Origin of the sequence: Eubacterium sp. AB3007 (assembly GCF_000688015.1) — a bacterium.
Lineage (GTDB): Bacteria > Bacillota > Clostridia > Peptostreptococcales > Anaerovoracaceae > Aminicella.
Genome location: NZ_JIAD01000001.1, coordinates 1,573,760 through 1,599,505, shown reverse-complemented (window position 1 = coordinate 1,599,505; position 25,746 = coordinate 1,573,760). Strand labels below are relative to the sequence as shown.

Here is a 25,746-nt window from a genome sequence, read left to right as displayed (position 1 = left end):
AAACCTTGGATCGGCCTCTCCCGCTATAATAGAGACAGAAAAAGAGAAAGCGAGGAGAGAATATGAAGACCAGAGTATTGAATAGAAACGATATCATGCAGGTGATCGAGATGGCTCCCACCATCCAGGCGGTGGAGGGTGTCTACACCATGAAAAGCCAGGGCGAGGCTGTGGCGTGGCCGACGGTGTTCCACGTGTTCGAGGAAGGGGAGCGGGATATGGATATCCGATCCGGCTATCTTCCGGGGGAGCACATCTTTGGGCATAAGACGATCGGCTTCTTCGGAGGCAATGCAGAGAAGGGTCTGCCCAACCTGATGGCCACGATCAATGTGTTTGACGAGTTCACCGGTGCGCCGGTGGGCATTCTGGAGGGGGCTTATATCACCGGTGTACGTACCGGCGCCGCAGGAGCGATCGGAGCCAAGTATCTGGCCAGGAAGGATTCTGAGACGCTGTTCATTCTGGGAGCCGGCAACCAGGCTGCTTATCAGATCGCAGCCACCATCACTGCCTTTCCGGGACTTAAAAAGGTCTACGTGGCGGATTTGCTCTTCCCGGAGAATGCCGAGAAGTTCGTGGCCGGCATTCGGCAGAGGCTGCAGGAGGAACTGGGGGTCGAAACAGAGGGGATTGTGTTCGAGGCAACCAACGAACCGGCGGTCACCGTGCCGGAGAGCGACATCGTCATTACCGTCACCCCGTCCAGAGAGCCGGTCATCAGGAAGGAATGGGTGCGCCCCGGGATGCACTTCTCCACCGTGGGTTCTGACATGGAAGGAAAGGAAGAACTGGATCCCGAGATTTTCCGGGAGGCAAAGGTCTTTGTGGATGACATGGAGCACTGCATCGAGGCAGGCGAAGTGGAGATCCCGGTGAAGAAGGGCATCCTTGCGGAGAGCAGCATCACCGAGATCGGGGACCTGATCCTGGGCAATGTCGCAGGCAGGACCTCCGACGAAGACATCACCATCTATGACCCGGCAGGCATGGCACTGCTGGACATCGCTGCCGCCAAGGTAGCACTGGACCTGGCCGAAGCGAAAGGGCTCGGCGCCGTGGTGGAATTATAAGTGTCAAAGGTGTGTCAAAAAGAACCGTCCCTTTTGACACATTATTTCCATAGTGGGGCACAAAGAGAAACGGGATACGAAAAACGATGTTTTACGAGGATTCTGTATCCCGAGGTTGCAATGAGCGTGAAGTAGGAATGAAAAACGTGAGATTCGGCCTCCTGGAAACCGTCGGTCACAGGTTCTGGTTAATAGTCAGTGGATAGTGCTTTTTGCCCAGGAACAGCCCTGCCCGGATCAGCCGATCCCGGAGCGCTGTCCCAAGGAAGGCGGCGAAGGCGATCTTGGCAAGATCCTCCAGCACAAAGGGCGCCACGCCGGCCATGATGGCTGCCTTCAGGGGCATGCCGGCCGCGTAGGAAAGCCAAAGCGTCCCCAGGGCGTAAGCGATGGTCAGACCAAGGATCATGCCCAGGATGCAGGGGAGCTTTCGCTGGTAGTCGCGGTCGATGAACCAACCTGCCACCAGAAGCATGAGAATGAACCCGATCAGGTAGCCGCCCGTGGGCCCCACCAGTTTCTGCGGGCCGCCCTCGAAGGCGGAGAACACCGGGAGGCCGGCGATCCCAAGCAGCAGGTAGACCAGATAGGCGACCAGTGCGCGCCGAGTCCCCACCGCATACAATGCCAGATAGATGGCAAGGTTGGTCAGAGAGATGGGGACCGGCCCGATGGGAAGTACGATGGGACCGAGGATGCAGAGCACGGCTGTCATCAATGCTGTAATCGTCAGGTTCCTGGTTCTGCTCATTTCACTTCGGTTCATAGTACTTCTCCTCTCTGGTCGCCGCCTCGTGATGCGGCTAATAGTGCAGGCTCTGTGTCCGCGGGAATGGCCGTACCCACGGGCCTCAGCGAGTACCCGGCTGCTGTGAGCATCTCGCGATCCTGCTTTGTGTTGTTACCGACTGTAGTCAGCATGTTTCCTGTGATCGTAGCGCTGGCCCCCGCTTGGAACAGGCTGAGGCCGCCGTCCTGAAACCGAAACCGCCCTGCGGCGATCCTCACATCCGCCTCCGGCACGATGAACCGGAAGAGCGCAACCGTGCGCAGGACATCTTCCTCCGCCATCACCGGCATGTCCGCCAGCGGTGTCCCCGGAATGGGGATCAGTACATTCAGAGGCACAGAAACGGCGCCGATCTTCTGGATCGTCAGCGCCATACTGATTCGATCCTGCCAACTCTCCCCCATGCCGATGATGCCCCCGCAGCAGATATCCAGTCCCGCCCGTTTGGCACGGTAGATATTCTCCAGCTTATCGGCAAACCGGTGTGAGGTGCAGATCTCCGGAAAAAACTCTTCTGAGGTCTCGATGTTGCAGTGAACCCGGCTTACCCCCGCATCCCGCAGTCTGCGGAACGCCTCCTCGCTCATGAATCCGTGAGAGGCGCAAAGCCCTATTCCAGGGTACTCCCGGCGCATGGCCGCATAGGCGTCTACTGCCTTGTCCATCTCCCGGGCGCTCAGTCCCCGGCCGGCTGTGACGATGGAGTAGCGATCCACCCCCAGCGCGTCGTAGGTGCCGCAGTCCGCCAGGATCTCTTCCTGCGGCACAAAGCTGTATTCCTCGATCCCCGTATGGTTGCATACAGACTGGGCACAAAACTTGCAGTTCTCTCCGCAACGTCCGCTCCTTCCGTTGATGATGGCACAAAGTTCCACCCGGTTGCCCCGCATGGCCTGCCGGATCCGGTCCGCGCCCTCCATCAACGCCTCCAGGGGCGCGGTGAGAAGCGGCTGGCAGGCGTCACTTGTGGCCAGCCGCAGGCCTTCTATGATGTTGTCTACTAATGTTGCTATGGTCTGCAAAAAAGTCTCCTCCTGTTTCTCTTCTTCTTTTACAATAGCAAGGCGCGGCGTAATTGTCAAGTGAATTACTGAACACTTTACAATTACTCCTGGCGTACACAAAACAATTGCCATAGCCTATTAAATAATGTAGAATAGCCTTAAATGATTTTCGTGAAAGAAGGAGTTTTTGATGTCAGATATTCTATACGGGCTGGTCTACAAAGCCGCTGAGATCCATGACTATCTGCTGTCGCTGAACGACAGCGGGGGGTATTTCTTTACAGATAAGCAGCTGCATTTCATCGTGATGGGTGTGCTGGGGATGGTGGTATTCCTGTTGTCTTATCTGGTGTTCAAGTTGCTGCAGAACCATATCATTGTGGTGGCGTTCATCTACGCCATGACGGTCATGCTGGTACTGACCTTTGCCATCGAGATCGGACAGGGACTGACCGGTACCGGCGGTATGGAGATGGCGGATGTGCAGGCTGGGATGGCGGGTTTCCTGGCGATGTTTCTGGTGTTTGCAGCAATCCGGTTCCTGATCCTGGGCATCGGTCGTTTGCTTGGGTTTGGCAGACGGGACGAGGAATGACAATACAATGCAAAAGAGAAAGCGCGGCCTTACGGCCGCGTTTTTTTGATCGCCGCGGCCACTGCTTTTGCCAGGGCGGCATGTGCCTCAGGCATCAGGTGCAGGCAGTCCAGCTGTGAAGGGCGGAGGATCTCCTGTGCATTCAGAAAACCACAGCGCATGATTCCTGCGGTCGTCAATTCTGCGGCGACCGCCTGATAGAGCGCCGGGAGCTGCTGTGAACAAGGGGCAGCTTCTACATCGAAGGAATGGGCGAAGGGCGAAGCCACGATCCCTTCTGCGATCTCTGCCGGTGCGATCAAAAGCCCACGGGGACGAAAGCCCTGTTTCTCTTCCAGAAACTCAGCCGCTGTGTTCAGGATGTCCCGTACACCTGCTGCGATGGACTCCGGTGTAGCGGTGAACTGTTTCTTCAGGTCATTGGTGCCAAGCATCAGCACAAAAACATCCACAGGCTTATGACTGTTCAAGATCGCCTTCAGGCAGGAACGTCCGTCTTTCCATGGCTCATCCTCAGGACGGACCGAGGCGGTCCGGCCGTTGCACCCTTCCTCGATGACGTAGAATTCCTCGCCGAGCAGGCGCTGGAGCCGGCCCGGCCAGCGGACATCGGAAGTGTACCGCAGGCCGTCCTGCGGATCGTATCCATATGTATTGGAATCCCCATAACAGAGGATGGTGGTAAGTGGTTCTCTCTTCATAGTAATTGTCGGCTGCGTGAAATGGCAGCGTTCTCCTTTCGGTGCCTGGGAGGTGGGCTTTGTGCCCGAAGTTACTCGTTTCGGCAGAACTCGATCCAGTTCAGGATCTGCTCCCGGAGCAGCGGATAATCGAGTTCTCCACCAGTGTAGTAAAATGTGAATCGTCAAGCTACTTTCTACATCCAATATAGTGCTGAAGAAAGGGGAAGTCAAGCAGAATTTATGGAAAATTTTGGAAGCTAAGGGGAAGTTCAGACTATTTGAATATATTGGATAGAATTGATGGGAGAGGATGGAAGCGTATTCCTTGATAATAGTGGATAATGGTATTCTGAAGGAGTCGACTAAAAAAATTCCTTCAGATTTGAAATATGAGTGATTCTAAGGAAGATTTTTTGGGCGTTCCTTCAGCATTCTAGAGACGAACAATTCCAAGGAAACATGTTACTGCGCAGGAAACGGAAGGGGCCTGCCTGAGCAATTCTCTACTTCCCCACCGCGGGCATATCATGTATAATGAAAGAAAACGAGGAGGCGGACGTGGGAAAGATCAGGAGACGTATATTCGATATCGTAGAGGCGGGTTCGGAAGACTGGGTAAGCCAGGCATATGATGTCTGCATGATCGCCGTGATCGTGGCCAGTCTGGTGCCCCTGGCGTTCAAGTACACGACCCCGCTCTTTTGGACGATCGAGAGGGTGGCCGTCTGCGTGTTTATCCTGGATTACCTGCTGCGGTGGGGGACTGCGGATCTGAAACTGAAGAAGGGGATGAAGTCCTTCCTGGTCTACCCGTTTACGTTCATGGCCATCATCGATCTACTGTCCATCCTGCCGGTGCTGACCGTACTGAACGAAGGATTTCGTTCCCTCAGGGTACTTCGCCTGTTTACCACCATGCGGGTGCTTCGGGTGTTCAAGATCCTGCGGTACAGCCGCAACATCAACATCATCGTGCGGGTGTTCCGGAAACAGAAGGATGCGTTGATCGTGGTGGGTTGGCTGGTAGTGGGGTATATCTTTGTGACAGCGCTGGTGGTCTTCAATATGGAGCCGCGCACCTTCACCGATTTTTTCCATGCGCTGTATTGGGCGACCATATCGCTGACCACGGTGGGTTATGGGGATGTCTATCCGATGTCCACCACCGGAAGGTTCATCACGATGCTTTCCTCCGTTGTGGGGGTGGCGGTGATCGCGCTGCCTTCCAGTATCCTCACCGTAGGGTATCTGGCAGAGATCACAGAAGAGAAAGAGGAGAAACGAGACGATGAATAGAATACAGGTCTTTGTGTCCGGGGTTATGGCGGGGGTGTGCATCGCCACCGGCGGCGCCGCGTTCCTGGCACTGGAGAACAAGGTGCTGGGAGCGCTGTTTTTTGTGGTAGGACTGTTCACCATCTGCACCTTCGGCTTCCATCTGTTCACCGGCAAGGTGTGTTACGTGTTTGAGAACGACCGGAGGTTCGCAAAGGACCTGCTCTGGATCTGGTTGGGCAATCTGGCCGGGTGCCTGGCGGTAGCAGGACTATTGACGATGACCCGGGTCGGCGCCGCGTTCACGGACAAAGCCCAGTCCATGGCGGACGTCAAGTTAGGGGATGGCCTGCTCAGTGTTTTTATTCTGGCTATGTTCTGCAACATGCTGATCTTTGTGGCAGTGGACGGATTCCGGAACAATCCCCACGAACTGGGGAAATACCTGTCCCTGTTTTTCGGCGTCATGGTGTTCATCCTTTGCGGGTTTGAACACTGTGTGGCCAACATGTTTTATATTTCCATGGCCCACGCCTGGTCCGGACGGGCGGCCGTATTCATTCTGGTAAACACCGCAGGAAATGCCGTGGGCGGCTGGGTGATCCCGGTGGCGCGGCGGCTGATGACACAGAAGAAGGAGTGAGACGATTGCGAGAGACATTGACAAAGCGCGCGCTGGCCTACGCCCGGCGTCTGGTCCGGATCGAGAGCGTCAGCTTTCGGGAACGCCCCTGCGCAGAGGAACTTGCGGGGATCCTGGAAGGCCTGGGGTTTCGGACATACATTGATGAGGGGAACAATCTGGTGGCGCGCCTTCACGGGAGACAGTCCGATGCGCCCACGCTGCTTTTCATCGGACATCACGATACCGTAGATTTGGGAGACCTCTCGGAATGGGATTATCCGCCCCTTGAAGCCGTTGTAGAGAACGGGAAACTTCATGGCCGTGGCAGCAATGACGAAAAGGGAGGCCTGGCGGCCTTTCTGGCCGCCATGGAGACTCTGTTGGAGAACGATATGCGGCCTGCCGGGGATATCCTGCTGATCTCTACCAGGGAGGAGATCGCGGACCTGAGTCAGCGCGGCATCCTGCAGGTGCTGCGCCGGGCTGGCATCGGCCCCGGTGGGGAAGTTGTGGGCGGTGCAGCACAGACCGGCCGCGATGCCGACGGGGAGACAACGGCAGACGAGGCCATCTCCCTGCAGGCCGATGCCTGCATATGCCTGGAACCGACTGAAACAACACTCATGCTGGGGCACAGAGGAAGGGCCGTTGCCGATTTCAGCCTGCGCGGGCGGGCGGCACACGCCAGCATGCCCGCCCGCGGCACCAATGCCATCGAGAAAGCAGCGGCATTGGTACAGGCCATACAGGAGATGCCCATGCCCGCTGGGTCAGCATCCGGCCGCGGGCTCGTGGGCAGCGTGACCGCTCCTGAAGAGGGAACCACCTGGCCTCCTCTGGAGGACTGGACCGGTACCCAGGCAGTGACCATGATCCGGGGTGGTACCCGGGAGAACATCATTCCGGAGGAGTGCACCGTGACGGTAGACCGACGCATTCTGGATGGAGAGGATGAGCATACGGTGGCGGCCGAATACCGGGAGGTGATCGGCCGCCTGCAGAAGGCGGACCCAGAGATGGAGGTCAGCTTCCAGATCCGGCCACCTTACTATGCAGCGCTGACCGACAGGGAGGACGGCTTTGTGCGGCGTGTGCAGGCGATCCTGCGAGACATGGATCACCCGGACCTGCCGGAGATCTTCCCGGGGCATACTGACGCGGAGTGGGTCATCAACGACATGGGGATCCCCTGCGTGATCCTGGGACCGGGAAGCCTGTCCACAGCCCACACCGCCCGGGAGTATGTGCCGGTGGCGGATCTGGGGTTTTGTGCGGAAGTGTATTACCGGACCTGTCTTGCACTTGGGGCAGGTTGTTGGTAGAATAGAAGTAGGAGGATAGCATGATCAAGGCATCGACAATCGTTCTCATCGTACTCTGCACCATCGCGGTGCTACTTTGGCTGTTCCAGCTCATCAAGACGCTGCGGTTTTGCAGCCGATTTCAGAATTTCAAGACGGTGGAGGCGAAGGTTGTGAAGCTTGGCCGGGAGAAGGAAGGCTATCCCGTGGCCACGGTGGAATATCTCTTCCGGGAGAACAAGAAGGGCTACAAAGCCACCGCCCAGTACGTCCCTCCCAAGGGAGAGGAGGACATCCGGCGGGGTGACCGCATTCAGATGAAGTGGGATCCGACCCATCCCCGGCGCCTCTACAAGATGGACCGCGACCATCTGGAGAAGATCAAGCTTGCGGCGTTCAGTATCATGATCGTCAGCCTGTTGGCCTGCCTGGTGATCACGGTGGTGAAGGTTTGGTAGTTCCACAATGCTCAAAAGAGTATAGAGAGGAGATCAGTTATGGTGAACAGGTTATTACGTGTTTCAGCCTTGCTTTTGGTGATGAGTGTCTGCGTCGCATTCATGCCAATGATGCATGGCGATGTCGCCTACGGCAAGTCCCTCAAGTTGAACAAGAACACCGTATATATAGCTAAGGGAAAGAAAGTAAAACTCAAGGTCAAGGGGTCCAAGAAGAAGATCGGTTTCGTAAATTGTAAATAGGATGTCCATGTAAAAGCCGCCCGCAGACTGCGGGCGGCATGTGATATTATCATATATAAAGGAGAATGTAGTGACTGAAATTACAAAAAACACAGATTTGATGCTGAGTATCGTGGTGCCGGTTTACAATGTCGAGGAGTATCTGATAGAGTGTCTTGATTCCATAGACAGGAGCATTCGGAACCTCGAAGCGGAGGTTCTGCTGGTGGATGACGGATCTACAGATACCAGCGGAGATATGGCGCAGGAGTATGCCGATACACATCCAGGGTTCCAGTGTCTTCATAAGGAGAACGGAGGGTTGTCCGATGCGAGGAACTACGGCGCAGCAAAAGCGAAAGGGAAGTATCTGGCTTTTGTGGATTCGGATGACATGGTTGCCGAGAACATGTACGAAAACATGGTTCGGGCAGCAGAGTATCATCATGCTGAATTGACATCGGTCAATGTGGTAAGGTGTAATTCCAAGGCAGTGTGGGCTTCCCGTCTTCACAGGAAGGTGTTCGATGATATTGAGAAGCCGGCAACGCACATCAGTGAAAACGCATCGCTTATTTACGATACAACTGCGTGGAACAAGTTGATCCTCAGATCCTTCTGGGAAGAAAACGGATTTCAATATCCAGTTGGCTGGCGTTTTGAAGATATGCCTGTATCCCTCGCTATGCATTACAAGGCAAAGAAGATTGCGCTGGTACAGGAAGTCGGGTACTATTGGCGAGTGCGGGATGGGGAGACGCTATCCATCACGCAGGAAAATGGAAGCATCGTGAATCTGGAACACAGGCTGGAAATGCTTCGAAGGATGTTCGCATACATTGAAAGAGAGGCAGGGAGTGACGAGCGCTTGCTTCGAATTTTTAAATACAAAGTCTTATCGCTGGACCTCATTTTGTATATCAATCAAATAAGGAAGATCTCGGGAGAATTGGGGAGAGAGTATTTGGTGGCAATCAGAAAGTTTTACGACCAATTCTACCAGGAGGGGGAGATAGAAGAACTGCCGCTGATCATGAGGCAGAAATACAAATATTTCTTCGATGGACAATTTGAAAAGCTAAATGCCGTCAGAGCATACGAGAGCAAGGCATACAAGCAGGCTCCGGTATATTGTAAAGATGGGAATTATCAGATCCAGGTTTCTGACGATGTATTCGATATCCAGGATCGAACTTTGGGTAACGATTTCAGAGAACTTCTGCCACGGACGGATGTTACAGATCTGAACTGTGTGGAAGGCGATATTGTGTTACAGGGGTATCTCTATTTTCCGCGTATCGATGTCGCTGATGAGGGGGCCCTTGTACTGTCGGCAACCATGAAGGAAATGATTACCGGCAGGGAATACCCGGTTGCGTTAGAACGTCTCGAAAACAAAACCCTCACTTCGGAAAGGGGATTTGTCTTTAGCACAAAGGATGATGTTTCCAGTAGTTATGACTATAGCGGGACAGGATTCCGGCTCGTCCTGCATTTGCCGGAGTCTGTGATGAGTGAAGGTGATTACCTGATCCAGCTTCATTATAAACACGCAGTGAGAAAAGGCTCTGTATTTCTGAACGAAAGAGATCTTGTCAACAGGGAATATTCAGAAGGGCTTGCGTTGGCCTGCGGGGAAGCAACCGCAACCATACGTCATGATGCATATGGGTATCTGCATTTTGTTATCACCAGGGACGAACTCGTCCAGAGTGAAAGAGCGCAAGGTCCGCAGCTTGAATCGGTTTCAGTTGATGGGGCAGTATTAACTATGCATATGATTGGCGTGCCATCTGGGAAGACGGAACTTGTCTATTTCGATGAACTGCGCGGGATTCCCATTGTTCTTGCCAGAAGTCTTTCCTCGGAAAGAGAGGACAGGAACGAAATGGAGTTTCGAGTGAACTTCCTGGATAAGGCGATCACGGACGATCTTTACAGTGGCAAACACGAGTTGAGATTGATGGCCTCCGGAGCGAGCTGGAACAAGGCGGTTGTTTTCTTTGCTGACAGAAGCCTTCGGAGGGAACTGAGGGAGGGCACCCTGAAGGTCACTCTATACTGTGACAGCAGATGTATTCCGATTTTACGAACAGAAAGTCTCTGGGACGAGGATTCCGTCAGTGACGACAGACGCAGGTATCATCGCAAGCATACATATCGGAATTACAGGGAACTTCCTCTGGACGAAAAAACTATTCTGTTCGAAGCCTACTGGGGTGCAAAGTACCAGTGTAACCCGCGCTATCTATATGAATACATTGACAGGAATCATCCGGAGTACACCTGCATCTGGTCTTTTGAAGACGAGAGAACACCAATTGTCGGAAACGGCAGACGGGTCCGAAAGTACTCACGGGAATATTATCGCTGCCTCGCAACGGCCAAATATCTGGTCAATAATGTGAATTTTGAAAATGAGTACGTAAAGAGAGAAGGACAGATCGAGATTCAGACTATGCATGGGACCCCGTATAAGAGCCTGGGGTTCGATGTCGCTGCCGATTTTCCCACAGAGGAACACAAAATCAAGTATTTGAAACGCAATAAACGCTGGAATTACCTGGTCATACAAGGGAAATTCAGTGAAGAGATGGCCTGGCAGTGGTTTCGCTTTGACAAGACGATGCTTCGAACGGGATATCCCAGAACAGATGGGCTTTTTCACGTATCAGAGGAGGAGAAGCAAGAGCTGAAACAAAGACTTGGGCTTCCCCAGGACAAAGAGATTATTCTATACGCACCTACCTTCCGGAGGGAAGGGATCTATGAGATGCCGTTAGATTTGGAAAGACTTCGCAGAGAACTGTCGGAGCGGTACATCCTTCTGATCAGGCTGCATCATTTCGTTGCAAAGAGTTATCAGGTTCCGGCAGATAATTCCTTTATTTTTGACTTTGGAGGCTACAACAACATCGAAGATCTGTTTAAGGTGACAGATCTTCTGGTCACGGACTACTCGTCGATCATGTTCGACTATGCGCTGACAGGCAAGCCGATGATCTTCCACACCTACGATCTGGACGATTACGTGAACGATCTGCGAGGAAGTTACTTTGATATCGCAGAGGAAGCCCCAGGGGCCATCACGAGAACAGATGACGAGCTCCTTGCCGCCATTGGTTCTCTGCAGGCTGGAGAAGTGCCGGAGAAAGCCAGGATCGACCGGTTTAGGGAACGCTACCTGACCTACGAAAACGAGGCATCTTCAGAAGTGATATTCCAGAAGGTGTTTGTGGAAGGGTATCTTGACAAAAATGTGTCCAAGACTATGAGACTGAAGGGGATCGTGAAAAGGCTCCTTCCAAAGAAATTGTTTAAGATGGTGAGGGAAAGAAGACTCGAAAGAAAGCTGTGACTGAGGAATCCCCAAACATCAATTCGCTGCGTCTGGGGTTGTGTGGTTGCCTGGGCACACTATTGAGTGTTATAATAGGGGAATAAATTTCCAATGTAGTTGCAAGAGGGGGACCGATGAAAAGTTTCGTAGTATTATCATACTACCAATTATCACACGCGGTAGCGATGGCGCTGGACATGGAAGAGAAGGGGAATCTGTATTTCTCGACGGTCCAGTCTGGGGTCACGGCTGAACTTTTGGAGAGGATCCGGGCTACCGGTGTTTTTAATGAAGTCGTTGAGATCGATAACCTGAAGCTGGAGAATCCCCTGACAAGTAAATTAAAGCTGCTTCAGAATAGTTCAGATAAGGAGATCGAACATATAGGGAATCGCTTGTTTGAGAAGCATATTGTGCCGTACTGTGAGCGTGTTTTTTCGGGGGCGGATTATCAGGACGACCTGTATTTATATAACGATTTCCAGCCGTACTATTACTATATTGCAGGACATTTTTCGCACATTATCGGTGTTGAGGACGCGTACGGTGTGCTGGAGAAGCAGATGAATCTGATCAACCACACCGGCATAGAGGCCTTTCACTATGGACAATACAAAAGCCGGTTTGTGGGGAAATACTGGCCGGAAATGCAGTGGAAGAACAGTGCGGTCAAAACAGTACTCAGCAGTGTCCCACTTACGGAGGAGGCTCCCGCCTACCTGAAGGAAAAAGTCAGAGTGCTGGACTACTACGAACTTGTCAACAGGCACCCGAAAGAGCATCGCGAGGTATTGGAGTCTATTTTTGGGGTTGTTTTCCCGGATTTTATACCGGAATCCTCGCTGATCCTTACACAGCCGCTCAGTGCCAATCGGTATTGTACTGCGCTGGATCAGTTCCTGTTTCACAGAAAGCTCATTCTCGAAGAACTGGAGCACTCCCAGGTGGTGTACGTAAAGCCTCATCCGGCAGATCGGACCGATTATTCGGTTATCGATGATGAAAGAGTCATCGTGCTTGAAAAACGATTTCCTGTGGAACTTCTCTGTGATCGTAATGTGGAATTTCGCCGCGTGGTTTCGATGATGTCTACTGCAACGGGACTTCTGAAGGCAGAAAAACATGTCCAGTTCATAGACAAACTGGATGCGGACAGGCAAGATATCGCGGACAAGATTTCAGAGTATATTGCTGAAGAGAGCGTGCAGCTTGACCTGTATGTAAGGGTGAGAGAGTGCACACCGGAAGTCTACGTGAATGTCTATCTTCTGTGTAGGAAGGCCAAGCAGATCGATTACCGCATACACGTGCTGCTAGAGGGGATTCCGGAAGAAGAGCGTCAGTATTTTTCCTTCCGCTACGCCGAAGAGAGGGTACGGCAATACCTGGAAGAGAAAGCCCTGCGTGGAGAGCCGGTCCTTTGGGAGAAGGAGATTCGAAAGATCCCGAAGCTGAAGCAGGAACTGCTCACAGAGATAGAGATCGCTGCATACGAGGACGGCTCTGATCACGCGCTTGTGCGGATGATGGCAGAAACAGAAGGTGATTTTGCGTTCCTCATGGATGCGCACAATATGGGGCATCTGGTCAGAAAGGACCTGTTGGCGGTTCTCAGAAAAGAGATCGTGAAGTCTGTGAAAGTTTTCCCGGGACATACGATCGCCATGGGCGTTAGATGTGAGCTTGGTACGGGGGCGTCCGGAACTGTCATCGATAATCGGCTTTCCAACAGGCTTTTCCACAAGGCATTTCTGCGGCAAATCCTTGAAAGTGATCCGAATGCATTTGATAACTTTTGTCTGCTTTCGGTAGGGAGCGAGACTGTGGGTATATTCGCCCGAAACAATCTCTTTGTTGCAGAACAGGATTGCGCACTGTTGCGAGAGGAGGAAGTTTCCCTGCAGAGAAGACTCCAGTCCTGCACGACTACAGACGAAGTTGCTGCGATGATCAAGGCAATTCAGATATGGCGGGACGCCAGGAACCAACCAGTCTCCGGTCTGATGCAGGTATTGCAGGAGTCCGGATTGGAGCAAGGGCTGTTGGCCGAGGGTCTGTGTGCGGCTTTTGCCAACGAGATAATGGCACAAAAGCGCGAGAGATCCCGATTCTTGTACAAGAAGGAATTAGAGCTCAGATACTGTAATGAGGAAGTAATGAAGACTATTCCGCAGAGGGTTGCTGAGTGCGGCAAGGAATCCAGAAGCATTGCCGAAAAGATAAAGCGAAGAATAAAGAAAAAGTAACGAATGTATTAAAGATGGATGGCAGATCGCTCATCCATCTCTTTTCTTTTCTCCATAGGTATTCTCAATCGAAAGCGCCAACTTTGTGTCGTCGGTGAAATATGTATCTTCCCCCAGATCGATGGCCATGCGTATCTCATCCTCCGTATTGAGAATCCACACATTGAACGCTTTGTTGTTTTTATGGGCAAGTGTGCAGTTCTCATCATTGCACAAAGCTTTGTTAACCGAGAGTATATCCACATACGAAAGCTCACAGCCTCTCTCAAAGGCAGACTGATCTTCGCACAGATACAGTTTTGGCATATTGGGATAACTGTGCTCCAGTGCCTGCAGAGCCTTAGCCGAATAACACTGTACCACAATGTGATCCTGATATCCGTAGCGATCCACCAGGCGCTGGAATGCTCTTATCGTATCCATATCACCGCTCTTCAGTTCGATGATGTAGCAGATGCGTTCTCCGTATCGGTCAAACACATCACTCAATTTTAAAATATGATTTCCGCTTCTGGTCCTGAGCCTGTCGATCTCAGAATCCCGCATGTCTTCATATAATTTGCGGTCTCCAGTAAGCCGTTCTGCCGATTCGTCATGGGAAACGTACAGTGTCCCTTCCTTCGATAGAACCACGTCCTGCTCGATATTCTTTGATCCGTATTCTATCGCCAGATCGTACTCCGCAAAGGAATGCTCTTCCGCCTCCTTGGATGCTCCGCGATGGGAGTAGATATGATTGGCAGGGGAATCATATATCATACACTGAACGCCGGGCCGAATCTGGTTCGAGGGCTGGACAAGTGCACAGGATGTCAAAAGACATATCCCCAGAAGAACATATGGGATTGTCAGACTTTTTTTTCGAAGTATCAACATTATCATTTTGTGAAAACCGATTATCGTTGTTCATGGTTTTATATATGATACAATATCCCTCTAAAGCACGTATCCGCCACACTATAAACCAAAGTCAAATGCACGAGGGTAACTCATCATGGAAGATGTATATAATACCATCACAATATCCGGATCCGTTTTGTCTATATATTTTTTTAATGATTTATGATAATGACGCAAATCAATCACATCAACTTCATTAAACATGAACGATAGGTAGGGCTGCATAGCGATCGTAAAGGAGTCCTTCAATACTAGTATTTTCTTTTTGTTAGATGCGTCAGGATTCTTTTGAATACATAGAGGATAATCTCCTCCAATGTAAGTCGCATAAGTGTTGACATTGTAGTAGTCTTTTACAAGGTTGCTATCTTTGAACATTACTTCTCTAAAAGATCCTTTGCGGTGTTCGTTATGAACAGGAACATCAACTTCCATTTTCGTCTTAAATAATGGGTATATAAGCGAAAAGTCTTCTGCTCCGCCAGAATACACCAGTCCTGTCTTTTTCCCTTGGCTTCCTAGAAACCAGTTCCTATACTTATCTACATGGTAGTAGTCCAGGTTCGCTGTCATAGGATCGTAATCATATGCATACCGCTTCTTGAAAAACGTGGCCATCTTTCCGTATGCCCAGAATCCCGTTTCTGGTTTCCAATGCTGATCGGTCCGGAAAAAAGCAGAATACCAATCAGGATAATCAATTGCCAGCGGCTTTCTGAGATCGTAAAAAGGCACTTTTTCTTTTGAGAGGTATTTCAGCATGTTGTTCTGATTAACATTTCCCTTCTCATCGAACCCTTTCGGAACTTCTTTGTTTCCGTCAAGTGGGGAGACCTTATACGGCACTGAAACATACAAAAATTCCTCGCCTCGGGATTCTACATAATCGCATAGTTTGGTGATCTCATCGGCATAGGGTTTTACATCGCCATCAAAATAGCGATAAGTAAGGTAGCCATTCTTCAGCCTCAATACAGTGTTGTACCAGTTGCTGAAAAGTGCTCTCCTAGTTGCGCCATGCAGTTCAACAAAAGCCATTTTTGTCACAAAGGCATTGTTATAAGTATCTTCCACCTTTCCAATCAACTCGTGTGCCGAACTGACATTCTCCACTTGTTCATGTTTCACATACTGATCAACTAATGGTTGTAACGAAAGCAGGCAATTGCCTGCATTCACTGCTGCTAATGCGAATACAACGATTAAAAAGCTAATTGATAAAAGTCTTGTTTTCATATATGCCTCAAAAGTTAAAATATATAAACGGGTTGTAACTGCCTAATACGAGATAAGAAATACCAACCAGAAATAAAACCATATATACTACTATAGAAATGCCACTAAAGATATTCAAGTACTGGTTATTCTTCACAATCCGATTCTTTATATATCGGAACGCAGAAGTAGAATATACGATGGCAAATGCCAGAAAAACACCATATTCATGTAGATAAAACAACACATCCGTTGAGAATATTGGTAAACCGGCTGTACCGAACATCGAACTGATATAATGAAGCGTTGCATTTAATCCTACATCACGGAAGAGCACTCCATTCAGGATCACCAGCATTACTAAAGTGAATATACGATATATCACTTTTCCTGCCTTGCCTTCAAACCGATCGGGGATTTTTGTATACTTCTCGAAAACCAAAATAGCGAAATAAATTAGTCCCCAAAAAAGGAAAACCCAATCAGCACCATGCCAGATTCCGGTAATCGCCCACACCACGAATAAATTACGTATGGTTTTAATTGTGGATCCTCTGGATCCACCTAAAGGAATGTATACATAATCTCTAAACCAATTACAGAGGGATATGTGGTTTTCAGACCAAAATCCCTTCATAGAACCTTTGCTATATGGATAAATAAAATTCTCTTGGAACTGAAATCCCAACATTTTTCCAAGGCCGATCGCCATATCAGAATACCCTCCAAAATCAAAGTATATTTGAAGGGCATAGGATATAGCACCTAACCAAGCGCAAATCACTGATCCGGAGCCACTTCCGATAGTCTCATAACTCCAATCTGCTATGAGCGCAATATTATTGGCTATGAGTACTTTTTTAGAAAACCCAATGAGAAATCTCCGAACACCATCTCCGAAAGAATCCGGGGTAATCGTTCGATTATAAATCTGTCTTTCTATTTCAGTATAACGTACGATCGGGCCTGCAATTAATTGAGGGAATAATGCTATATATAAACCTAGAAAGAATGGGTTTTTTTGGGCTTTCGCTTGTCCACGATATACATCGATTACATATGACATGGCCTGAAAAGTAAAAAATGAGATACCAATTGGAAGAACGATATCAAACTGCGGAACCAGATCTGTGAAAATCTTGTCAAGATTACTTGCGGCAAAATTCAAATACTTGAAAATAAAAAGAATTAAAAGATTCATGATCACAGCTATGGTCAATATCCAACGCCTTAGAGCTTCCTTTGCGCATTCAAGGCTCAGCCCAAACAGATAATTCATTGCAATAGATGTAAGCATCACAAATACAAACTTTGGTTCTCCCCAAGCATAAAATATGATGCTCGCCACAAACAGGAAATAGTTTCGATACTGATCTTTCAAAACATGATCAATGCCTAACACACAGGGCAAAAAGACAAATAGAAACGATAAACTAGAAAAAAGCATTATACTCCTCACCAACACTAATTATTTATAAAACTATTATTTTCACAATAAACAATGGAGAAAACGGATGTTTATTCAAAAACCCGGTTCTCATTAATATTACTCAGCAGGGGCTGAAGCCTCCCTGAAAAGTTGTTCAAGGGTCCTCTGTTCAACGTCACCATATTTCTTTCTAACGCAATCTACAGTTAGTAAATCCTTGCCGGAAACAGGATGATAAACATAAAGTACCTGTATCTCTTCTAATTCACTCGCATGGCGTAATGGACAATATGCGTTTATATCAGTTGTCAAATATGCATCAAAGAAATGTACATAACCCCTGAAACCTGTTAAACCCGATATAAAATGATAGGGGATCCTTTGAATTTCACCCTTCTCGTTTGATAAAATACGCTGGAAGCAATCTGTCAGTTATGATTAATTGTGCCTTTCCGATTTTTTCCGGAAGCCTTTTAAAAGAGGTTATAAGATTAACCCTATCATAGTCATTTTCTTTTGCGACAAGTTCCAACCACTTATGTTCTTTTTTTAAAAATGATGATTCACGCCCCTGTTCACTTGTAATAAGCAAACAAAGGCCCTTATCTATTGGGTCAGCGCATGTGGTAGCAAATCGATGTTGTTTTTGTTTTCTTTTGTCTATAGACGTAATATGCTCAAAATGCTTTTTAAAATAAGGATACGCCGCATGAATATCTTCTAATCTCATTCCTATCTCACCTCTGAATCACTAATCTAGGCGTTAAAAGAATACATAGGATCGCGATGAAAAAAACGGATTATTGTTTGAAAAGATTCCCTATACCTTACCGTATAGTTCTTTTATCCTACGGATAATCCTATCTGTACTGTGACCATCGCAGGCCCCTATATAATCTGCACAGAACTTGTCATAATCAGAACCGAGTGGATACTCTCCTTGTCGTATGAAATCTATCAACGCATCCTCGGTCGTGATGATTGGACCTGGTAGTTCATGGTCAAAATCTAGATAAAAATCGCGATCATAATCACCGTAATCATAACAGAAGAATGCCATCGGCTTTCTCAATAACGCATACTCAAACATGGTTGATGAATAATCAGAAATCATCAGATCTGACACGAACATCATGTCATTAGTTGGGACATCTCTGAGCTCCAACACATTATCATAGCTCCCATTTAGTATAGGCTCCGTCATGACAGGATGAGGGCATAGTACGAACACCTGATTAGGCAAGAGCTCCTGCGATAAGTGTGCGAAATCTAGTTTTGGGGAAAATCTAGTTCTCCCGAGTCCAGGAATATCTCTAAAGGTCGGCGTATACAGAATCACCTGCTTGTTTTTAAGTTCTGGATGAACTTTGTGTACTTTCTCCACCACTTTCGTTTTATAACTGTCGTCAAAAAAGTCATCTGTTCTGGCTACGCCGATTGCCTCGACTTTTTCGCGTGATATGCCAAACGCCTGCGCAAAAACATCACGAGCGCGCTCCGAACTCACTGTAACAAGATCATAGTTTTTATGATATAGAGCTTCTCTTCCGGGTAACATCTTCGTGTTATCTAGGCCGAATTGTTTCCCGGTCCCCGTTGCATGCCAGAGCTGGATGTAAATTTGAGTCGGCTTCTTGTCCCATAGTACACTCAGATAATCGTCGGTAATAACCATCTTGCTTGTAGCGGCCAATTTACGAGCTTGGTCAACATACTCCGGGTATGCGCCTAATCTTGTCTTTGCGAAAATGACTTTAGGCAAATCCAATCGGTCATAAACCTTCTGCATATTCCCGAGGAGTTTGTCTTCCGATCTTGCAGAAATAAAAGCCACTCTGGCTTCAACCTTCGCTTCCAGTAACTTCCTACGAAGCATACGTGTACGAAGCTCTTTGCTCCCCTTATGAAGCCCCTTCTTCTTTAAGATTGTTTTAATGATCCGTATTTCCGATGCTATGTGCGTTTTTCTGGAATAATCATATATGCATAACCGTCCCTTGATATACTTGATAATATAATCACCCTTGATACAGAAGGATCCTTCTAACCCTCTTGATAATTCTGTCTGCTGATCGCATCGTGGTTTTAGCCTGATCGTCACCCCGCAAACATCAACAAGAAACGAAATCTTCAAACCTCTTTTTAAAGGTACTCTGACATTGTACACTTCCCCTTTAATGATTGTTTCCCCTACCAAACCTTTCATTTCGAACTTTTCAAATAAATGAATGCTTACCGGGTACTCTATACCGGAATTGTCTCTAACAAAAAAACGATATTCTTGTTTAAGGCAACTAAGCCGGCTGAGGCCTTCTATAACAAGATCTTTCCCTTGCATAGATATTGTGTTGATCGATAAGATATCTCCGGCCTTCAGTGAAAGGATTTTCTTATCGTGCAAATAGAACTTCCCGGAAGTTAAATCCGCAGATTCAATGACTTGCCCGTCATGTTTAAGGTTAAGGTAATATAGTTTCCTATATTGAGAGAGGTTCCTTGCGCCTAAGATGACATTGTCATCGATTTTACGCAGCACCTCTTGCAGACAAGCGATATGACGAACCTTATCGCTTTCGGAAAACCGTTTCATAACCGTCCGGTTATAACTGCGCCACTTAATATCGTAGAACAAGACTTCCTGGATCATCTCTGGCACATTTCCATATTCTTTTTCAGCATAACTAATCAACTGATTATAGTATGAGTCAAACACATCAAAATACCAGGCATCCTGATAGACGATGGACCGGGACAATTGATTGCTTGAGAAGTTCTTTCTGTAATAGAATATAGCGTTTGCAATGACGCCGATATTCATTTTCTCCAAAAGAAGACAATTAATATATAAGGAATCTTCGCCATAGTTCACATTTTCATCGAAGAAGCTGCCTAAAATAGCGGAGCTTTTAAATACCGAATTACCGATCGATACCGAGGTATAAGTAGGTTCCGTCTCTAGATTAACAACCCTACTCCCCTTACTGAATTTGTAATCCAAAGGATGCTTTCGACCTTCAAAATCTCCAATATACTCCATTCTACAGGAGCACACGTCAATAGACTCGTGATTATTGTGAAAGAATTTATAAATTCTGGAGAAGGCATGTCTATCCCAAATATCATCGCTGTCAAAAAAGATTGTGTATGTACCTTTGATATATTTAATGCCCATGTTTCGAGCACTGGAGACTCCACCATTTTCTTTTTCTATATATACAATATTGTTTGGATAGCGTTTCTGATATTCTTTGCAGATATCTCCACTTCTGTCCGTGCTTCCATCGTTCACCAATATCAGTTGTATGTTATCTTCGAATCCTAGCGTCTGTTCAATCACACTGTCAATTGCATTGTTTAAATATTCTTCGGCACAAAAAACAGGCGTGATAACAGAAATCTTAAAATCATCCCTCATAAATACTCTCTCACTTCAGTTATTTGATTATATGGTGGCGTATTCTTTGCTGCAGCACAACAAAAGCCAATTTACAAAAGTGCCCTTTGGATTTATTTTTCCCAGGCCATTACAGTCTTTCCGCCTGCTTTCCGGATGTCCTCATCGAAGGCATAGTTCATGTCCTTTATGGAGTGTACTACTATCGTCTGATCTACGATATTCTTAAGGTAGTCCACAACTTCAGGATTTTCCTCGAAAAACAACACAACGTCCTGAAAATCCTTCACCCCGCTCCGGCTCGAGCCGAAGATGGTGAGGCCTTTCTCTAACACCATTCTCGTATTGATGGGAACGAACTCCTCCGAGACGCCCAATATAGAGATTGTTCCCTCTGGATGGATATAATCGATGATCTGGTTGATACCTGTCCCTGATGCGGGCCCGCCGATGCATTCAAATGCATGATCCACCCTCAAGTCATCTGGGATCTCTGCAACATCGAAAGTCTTCTCTGCAAACAGGAAATCCTTCATCTTGTTATCATCGATCCCAAAAATATATATATCAGTCTCCGGAAAGCGCTTCTTAAACAATAAAGAGGTCACAAAGGCAAGGTTTCCATCCCCCCAAAAGCCAACTGTCTCTCTGCGGGTATGCGCCTTACGATCAAATCGATTGATCGCATGCCAAGCAACAGAAACAAATTCTGTAAATGCCGCGACTTCCTTACATATTCCGTCTGAAATACTAACAAGGCGATCTCTCCTGATGGCTACCAGATCCTGCATGAATCCATCGAAGCCACTGGCGCGAAATTTGCTGCTGCGGAGATAATTCTCCGCGATGATTTCATCTTCTTCAAAGGGGGTGTTCGGTACCATGACGACAGACTGTCCAGCCGAAAAATCCCCCCTCGGATCGAATACCACATCTCCAATGCCTTCATGTATCAATGCCATTGGAAGTTTTTGTTTCAGTACCTTTGCAGAGCGCGTCCCTTGATAATAACGCTGATCCGCATTGCAAATCGAGAGATGGGTCGGTCTGACCAGAACATCGTCGCTCCTGAGGTCTACATCTGTAAATGCAGCCTCAAATTGTCTGGGCGAAACCAGTCTATATATCGTATTTAGCACTACTTCCCTCCTCTCAACAATGTTTCTGCTAACTGAAGATCATATGGATACGTCACTTTAATATTGAAAGTTTCTCCCATCACAAGTGCCACTTGTTTCCCTTTTATCACGAACACTTTGGTAGCATCCGTCAACGACTCTTTCTCGTCCTCGGTCAAACTATTATATAATTCCTTGAATTCCTTCGCTCGGAAACTCTGAGGGGTTTGCCCCTGATAGTAATTGGCGCGATTTGGAATTTGCGAGATCGTTTCCCCATCAATGCTTTCAACTAAAGTGTCGGTAGCTGGAATTACGGTATCACATGGCTGCCCTGTCTGAGCAAAGGCCATGTTCTCTTCCAAAACACGTTGCGTAATGAACGGACGAACGGCGTCATGTGTAATGACATAAGTGTCCTCTTCCAGACCATAATTTTCCTCAATATACTGGATTGCATTCATGATCGTATCATTTCTCAAGCGTCCACCTTGCAATACCACATACTGATTACTGTCCGGCAGATATTTTTCCAGGAGGTCTTTTGTGTAAGAAATCCATGGTTCCGGACAGAGCACAAGGATTTTATCCAACCTGCTGTTTATGTAGAACTTTTCCATCGTATGAACCAGAATGGGCTTGTCTCCGATATGAAGAAACTGCTTTGGTTTCTCCGCATTTCCCATTCTTGTACCGGTACCCCCTGCCACGACAATACCGTATATTTTCATTTTCTTCATCTCCTCTCTTTGATGCTCTCTTGTTTTGTACTGAAAATGCAGATGCCTAATGAACAAATACCAATATAAGAAGGTCACTATTGAATCAAGGGAGGCGTCGCCCCTTTACCTGGAATGAATTCTCACTTTTCGCCACAACCGCTGAAGTTTCGTCGTGAAATTGCGTCGTTTTGACTTGTTTTTGTCAATAAAGCACTTGCTATATACTGTGTCAAACGATGACTCGCCTTCAAAGGCGCCGTAGTTCTTTTTGAAACTGTGGGTATCTTCTGTAAACCTGACATGTTCATCCCGTGCTATACGAATTGCCTTCTCTAACTGTTCTGGCGTCTTCACAATCGCACCTGGTGCATTCTTCTCCAGCTCAAAACACTCGTCTTCCGGGATGTTTTCGTTGGAATCAAGATCCCCTATATAAATGACTATCGGTTTGTTAACAGATATCGCATAAAACATGGTGAACGAATAATCCGTCACCAGAACGTCTGTAATTGCAATGATGTCTTCTGTCCGTCGGTAATTACTCAAGTCGATAATACAAGCTGTGTCTGCGATTCTTTTGTCGATATGATCAAAGAACGTAATTATGCAATACTCATCGCCCAAAGCTGTCTGAAGAGCAAGCAAATCTAAACAGGTCCGATCATCTTCCTTCGGGCGGTATCCTGGCGCGTATGTTACAATTCGCTTGTCACCCGGGATATGCAGCCTCGATTTGATTTTCTCAACGGGTTCTGTTGTGTCACTGTATTGAACGGAGGCTTTTATCAGAGCGCCTCTAAAAGACTTCCATTTCCGAGCCTGTTGCGCACTATAGTTCCCTGCCACGACTAAATAATCGCAATGAGATACTCTCTTTTCTATTGCTTTATTCTTTTGGCTCAGTTGATAACTTGCGACTGCATCTGTTTCTAAACAATGCAAAGGATAAGATTCTGGCATGATAATTTCAATCTGCGAGGATCTTTTTATAAAACCTTTTCCAAAGCCAATATTGCTGACTAAGTATTTAGCAGTTGCAAGATAGTAGTAATACTCTTTCGAGTTTTTACGTACCCGTAGTCCACCTCTCCCAACAGGAATTCTGTCGTCTTCCAGTACCCAGATACACTTAAACTCCGGATGATTCTCGGTCAGGTATTCGTAAAACCTTGCAGGCGCATGCTGGGGTATTTTTCCGTCGTATTCTTCGAATAAAACGCACTGGGAATCGAGGGGGAGTTTTCTAAGAGAAGGGTATACTTCTTTCTTAAGATATCTTCTTTTCTCTCCACTATTCGATTCACTATCCCACAACGTACGTGTATATAGAGTCAGTCTGTTAGAATGATCCCCAAAAATCATTACTTCCAAAGAGTCCGTTGTTACTCTTCCTTTTTCCTTGTGCAGAGAATCAATGTACGAATATGTGTGCTTTCCTCGTTTATCGTATTCGATCTCCAGAAAGAACTTCCCGGAATATAACGGCTGTAAGATTGCAGAACTCGTGAAATCAATTCGAAAACAGAGCTTATCAGTTCCATCATATGTTGTTTCGGCAATGTCAATATGGCTTGCCAGTAATCTGTCTTTGTAGCATAATTTCATTTTCCCTATCGCATCACGACAGTCTTTGGGAACAACCAGAGAAAGGCAAAGCTCTTTTCCTTCCACATTTACTTTGTCCACGAAAAATTTGTTATGAGATACGCTTTCTGACGGTAATAAAACCCTGTCTTCTTGCCTGACTACGCTTGAATTTATTATTATTGCTCCATGTGCATCATGGGTGATTTTCACTCTGCATACATCATCATATAATTCCATTCCATCTGAATACTCAGTCTGCCAAGTCTCTTGCTCGTCAAGGGCCAGACAGCCTTGGCAAAGCACATGATCGTATTCCACGAACACCATATACTCTTCGTTTTGATCTGCAGGAAGCATATCTAAACGAAGGGTCCCGATGAATCCGGTTCCGTCATAATTGTATTCTTTTGTTGTTTTGTCCGAATCATTGTACACAAAACCACGTATTCCACTTAGTTTTGTGTTCTGAAATCGATCTGTAGGCAACTCAATGATCCGTCCAGAAACTGTTTCTAAAAGAAAAACCTGTATCTTCAAGTTCGCCGGTGTTCTAATGTCCACCCGAGGGATGTACACATGCCCGGTTATTCTCAATTCTCTTCCGTTCCAGCAAATGTCGGAAGTGTAATAATTCGGTGTATACCATCTGAAGTCATCGTTCGCCAGCCTTTTCGGAATAGTGAATACATCCTCGGGTAACTCGAAACGATAGCCTGCATCTGCTTTCTGAATAGTTGCTTTGCTGTAGTATTTCCGATGGTATGCGATTGTCTTCTCTAACTTTTCGTAATCTTTTGCAATCAGGTACTCATATTTTTGCAGCGTAATGACTGGAAGTGATGACAATTCTGTTCCGTCATAGTGCCTGTATAAAAAATCACAGATCAAATCCCGGTATGCGGTTTTGTTTTCCGGGGTCATGTTTTCCATTTCATTGATATAGAAAGAGAAATCGAAAGAGAGAATCTTTTCTTTCAAGAGTGTTTTTAACCGCTGCCCATCTTCTTCCTTGTCAACAAAACGAAACATGCGATCATACATGGCTGTTCTGTGTTTTAGATTATTGATTGAGGAATTATTCTGTGTGATAGAGGCTGATTCACCATCTCGCACTCGCCATAAATATCCCACTTCGTGAACGATCGCCACTCGATTTGCACGACAATGCATTTCCAAAGCGATTGGCATGTCTTCAAACAACCAGCCTTTTGGATACTGAAAGCCATTCTTTTCCCAGAAATCTCGGCGGATCATGCGATTTGCTGCAGTAGTGTCGTATATTAGATTGTCACACTCTCGGATATGGGTTACTGTTTTCTTGAGATTATTAAACACTCTCTTATGAAGCCCTGAACCCCATATCCTCTTTGAATTAAAACGCACCAGATTGACAATGGTGAGGTCAGCCTGGTGATAATCAGCAGCACGAATCATGTTGCGATACATATTCTCTGTCACAAGATCATCGGAATCTGTAAAGGCAAGATATTTGCCTTTTGCTCTGCTGATTCCAAAATTCTTAGCATCAGCAGGCCCTCCATTTTCTTTTCGATAGTATCTGAATCGAGAATGCTCATGTTGAAATGCAAGCGCAATTTCCGAAGTCCGATCTTCTGAACCGTCATCAATAAGCAGAACCTCTGCCTCTAGCCCTTGAATGCTTTTCTCGATCGACTCGAGACACTCTTTCAGATACTCTTCCGCATTATACATTGGGACTATAACGCTTAGTTTTAATTCGCGGTCGCCCATATCCTCAATCATTCATC

General features: G+C 47.3%; 20 protein-coding genes. 9 read left to right on the top strand and 11 right to left on the bottom strand.

Features of this window, described 5'->3' with window-relative positions:
• Window positions 1-62 precede the first annotated feature (62 nt).
• Entirely contained in the window at window positions 63-1,073 is a 1,011-nt protein-coding gene (locus tag P156_RS0107570) for an ornithine cyclodeaminase family protein (protein WP_027869606.1), read from the top strand.
• A gap of 175 nt (window positions 1,074-1,248) precedes the next feature.
• Here the strand turns inward: P156_RS0107570 and P156_RS12015 are convergent, their stop codons facing one another.
• Both P156_RS12015 and bioB read right to left on the bottom strand, forming a co-directional pair.
• Window positions 1,249-1,839 (bottom strand): biotin transporter BioY, encoded by a 591-nt coding sequence (locus P156_RS12015; RefSeq protein WP_051600814.1) that lies wholly within the window; start codon window positions 1,837-1,839, stop codon window positions 1,249-1,251.
• Entirely contained in the window at window positions 1,836-2,876 is a 1,041-nt protein-coding gene (gene bioB / locus P156_RS12010; protein WP_185752221.1) for a biotin synthase BioB, read from the bottom strand. Before bioB ends, P156_RS12015 begins: the two co-directional genes overlap by 4 nt.
• Before the next feature lie 181 nt (window positions 2,877-3,057).
• On the opposite strand from bioB, the gene P156_RS0107555 reads away from it, so the two are divergent.
• Entirely contained in the window at window positions 3,058-3,462 is a 405-nt protein-coding gene (locus tag P156_RS0107555; protein ID WP_027869605.1) for a hypothetical protein, read from the top strand.
• Window positions 3,463-3,491: 29 nt separating this feature from the next.
• Here P156_RS0107555 and P156_RS0107550 read toward each other — a convergent pair whose 3' ends face one another.
• Complete coding sequence (locus P156_RS0107550; RefSeq protein ID WP_034802378.1) at window positions 3,492-4,163, bottom strand: GDSL-type esterase/lipase family protein; 672 nt, start codon at window positions 4,161-4,163, stop codon at window positions 3,492-3,494.
• Window positions 4,164-4,703: 540 nt separating this feature from the next.
• Between P156_RS0107550 and P156_RS0107545 the strand changes: the two genes are divergently transcribed.
• The 7 genes from P156_RS0107545 to P156_RS0107515 all read left to right on the top strand — a co-directional run bounded on the left by P156_RS0107545 (window position 4,704) and on the right by P156_RS0107515 (window position 13,612).
• Window positions 4,704-5,441, top strand: coding sequence for an ion transporter (locus P156_RS0107545; RefSeq protein ID WP_242838707.1), 738 nt, complete (start codon window positions 4,704-4,706; stop codon window positions 5,439-5,441).
• Complete coding sequence (locus P156_RS0107540; protein WP_027869602.1) at window positions 5,434-6,063, top strand: formate/nitrite transporter family protein; 630 nt, start codon at window positions 5,434-5,436, stop codon at window positions 6,061-6,063. The genes P156_RS0107545 and P156_RS0107540 overlap by 8 nt, the downstream gene beginning before the upstream one ends.
• Before the next feature lie 5 nt (window positions 6,064-6,068).
• Window positions 6,069-7,367: a M20 family metallopeptidase gene (locus P156_RS0107535; RefSeq protein WP_027869601.1), complete on the top strand. Its 1,299-nt coding sequence runs from the start codon at window positions 6,069-6,071 to the stop codon at window positions 7,365-7,367.
• A gap of 20 nt (window positions 7,368-7,387) precedes the next feature.
• Window positions 7,388-7,804 (top strand): DUF3592 domain-containing protein, encoded by a 417-nt coding sequence (locus P156_RS0107530; protein WP_027869600.1) that lies wholly within the window; start codon window positions 7,388-7,390, stop codon window positions 7,802-7,804.
• 39 nt (window positions 7,805-7,843) lie between these two features.
• The gene (locus tag P156_RS0107525) at window positions 7,844-8,047 is read left to right on the top strand and encodes a hypothetical protein (RefSeq protein WP_027869599.1); all 204 of its coding nucleotides are present in this window, start codon (window positions 7,844-7,846) and stop codon (window positions 8,045-8,047) included.
• A 70-nt stretch (window positions 8,048-8,117) separates the two neighbouring features.
• On the top strand, window positions 8,118-11,384 hold the full coding sequence (locus tag P156_RS0107520; RefSeq protein WP_027869598.1) for a CDP-glycerol glycerophosphotransferase family protein: 3,267 nt from the start codon (window positions 8,118-8,120) through the stop codon (window positions 11,382-11,384).
• Window positions 11,385-11,500: 116 nt separating this feature from the next.
• Window positions 11,501-13,612: a polysialyltransferase family glycosyltransferase gene (locus P156_RS0107515; protein WP_185752166.1), complete on the top strand. Its 2,112-nt coding sequence runs from the start codon at window positions 11,501-11,503 to the stop codon at window positions 13,610-13,612.
• 30 nt (window positions 13,613-13,642) lie between these two features.
• Here P156_RS0107515 and P156_RS0107510 read toward each other — a convergent pair whose 3' ends face one another.
• The 8 genes from P156_RS0107510 to P156_RS0107475 form a co-directional block, all read right to left on the bottom strand.
• A complete protein-coding gene (locus P156_RS0107510) occupies window positions 13,643-14,371 on the bottom strand; it encodes a glycerophosphodiester phosphodiesterase (RefSeq protein ID WP_051600809.1) in 729 nt (242 codons plus the stop codon).
• A 198-nt stretch (window positions 14,372-14,569) separates the two neighbouring features.
• A complete protein-coding gene (locus P156_RS0107505; RefSeq protein WP_027869595.1) occupies window positions 14,570-15,748 on the bottom strand; it encodes a DHHW family protein in 1,179 nt (392 codons plus the stop codon).
• A 7-nt stretch (window positions 15,749-15,755) separates the two neighbouring features.
• The gene (locus tag P156_RS0107500; protein ID WP_027869594.1) at window positions 15,756-17,174 is read right to left on the bottom strand and encodes an MBOAT family protein; all 1,419 of its coding nucleotides are present in this window, start codon (window positions 17,172-17,174) and stop codon (window positions 15,756-15,758) included.
• Window positions 17,175-17,544: 370 nt separating this feature from the next.
• Complete coding sequence (locus P156_RS0107495) at window positions 17,545-17,886, bottom strand: hypothetical protein (RefSeq protein ID WP_027869593.1); 342 nt, start codon at window positions 17,884-17,886, stop codon at window positions 17,545-17,547.
• A 90-nt stretch (window positions 17,887-17,976) separates the two neighbouring features.
• The gene (locus tag P156_RS0107490) at window positions 17,977-20,571 is read right to left on the bottom strand and encodes a CDP-glycerol glycerophosphotransferase family protein (protein ID WP_027869592.1); all 2,595 of its coding nucleotides are present in this window, start codon (window positions 20,569-20,571) and stop codon (window positions 17,977-17,979) included.
• 92 nt (window positions 20,572-20,663) lie between these two features.
• Window positions 20,664-21,689 (bottom strand): zinc-binding dehydrogenase, encoded by a 1,026-nt coding sequence (locus tag P156_RS0107485; RefSeq protein WP_027869591.1) that lies wholly within the window; start codon window positions 21,687-21,689, stop codon window positions 20,664-20,666.
• A complete protein-coding gene (locus P156_RS0107480; protein WP_027869590.1) occupies window positions 21,689-22,408 on the bottom strand; it encodes a 2-C-methyl-D-erythritol 4-phosphate cytidylyltransferase in 720 nt (239 codons plus the stop codon). The genes P156_RS0107485 and P156_RS0107480 overlap by 1 nt, the downstream gene beginning before the upstream one ends.
• Before the next feature lie 105 nt (window positions 22,409-22,513).
• Window positions 22,514-25,741, bottom strand: a complete 3,228-nt coding sequence (locus P156_RS0107475) for a CDP-glycerol glycerophosphotransferase family protein (RefSeq protein WP_027869589.1) — start codon at window positions 25,739-25,741, stop codon at window positions 22,514-22,516.
• Window positions 25,742-25,746 lie beyond the last annotated feature (5 nt).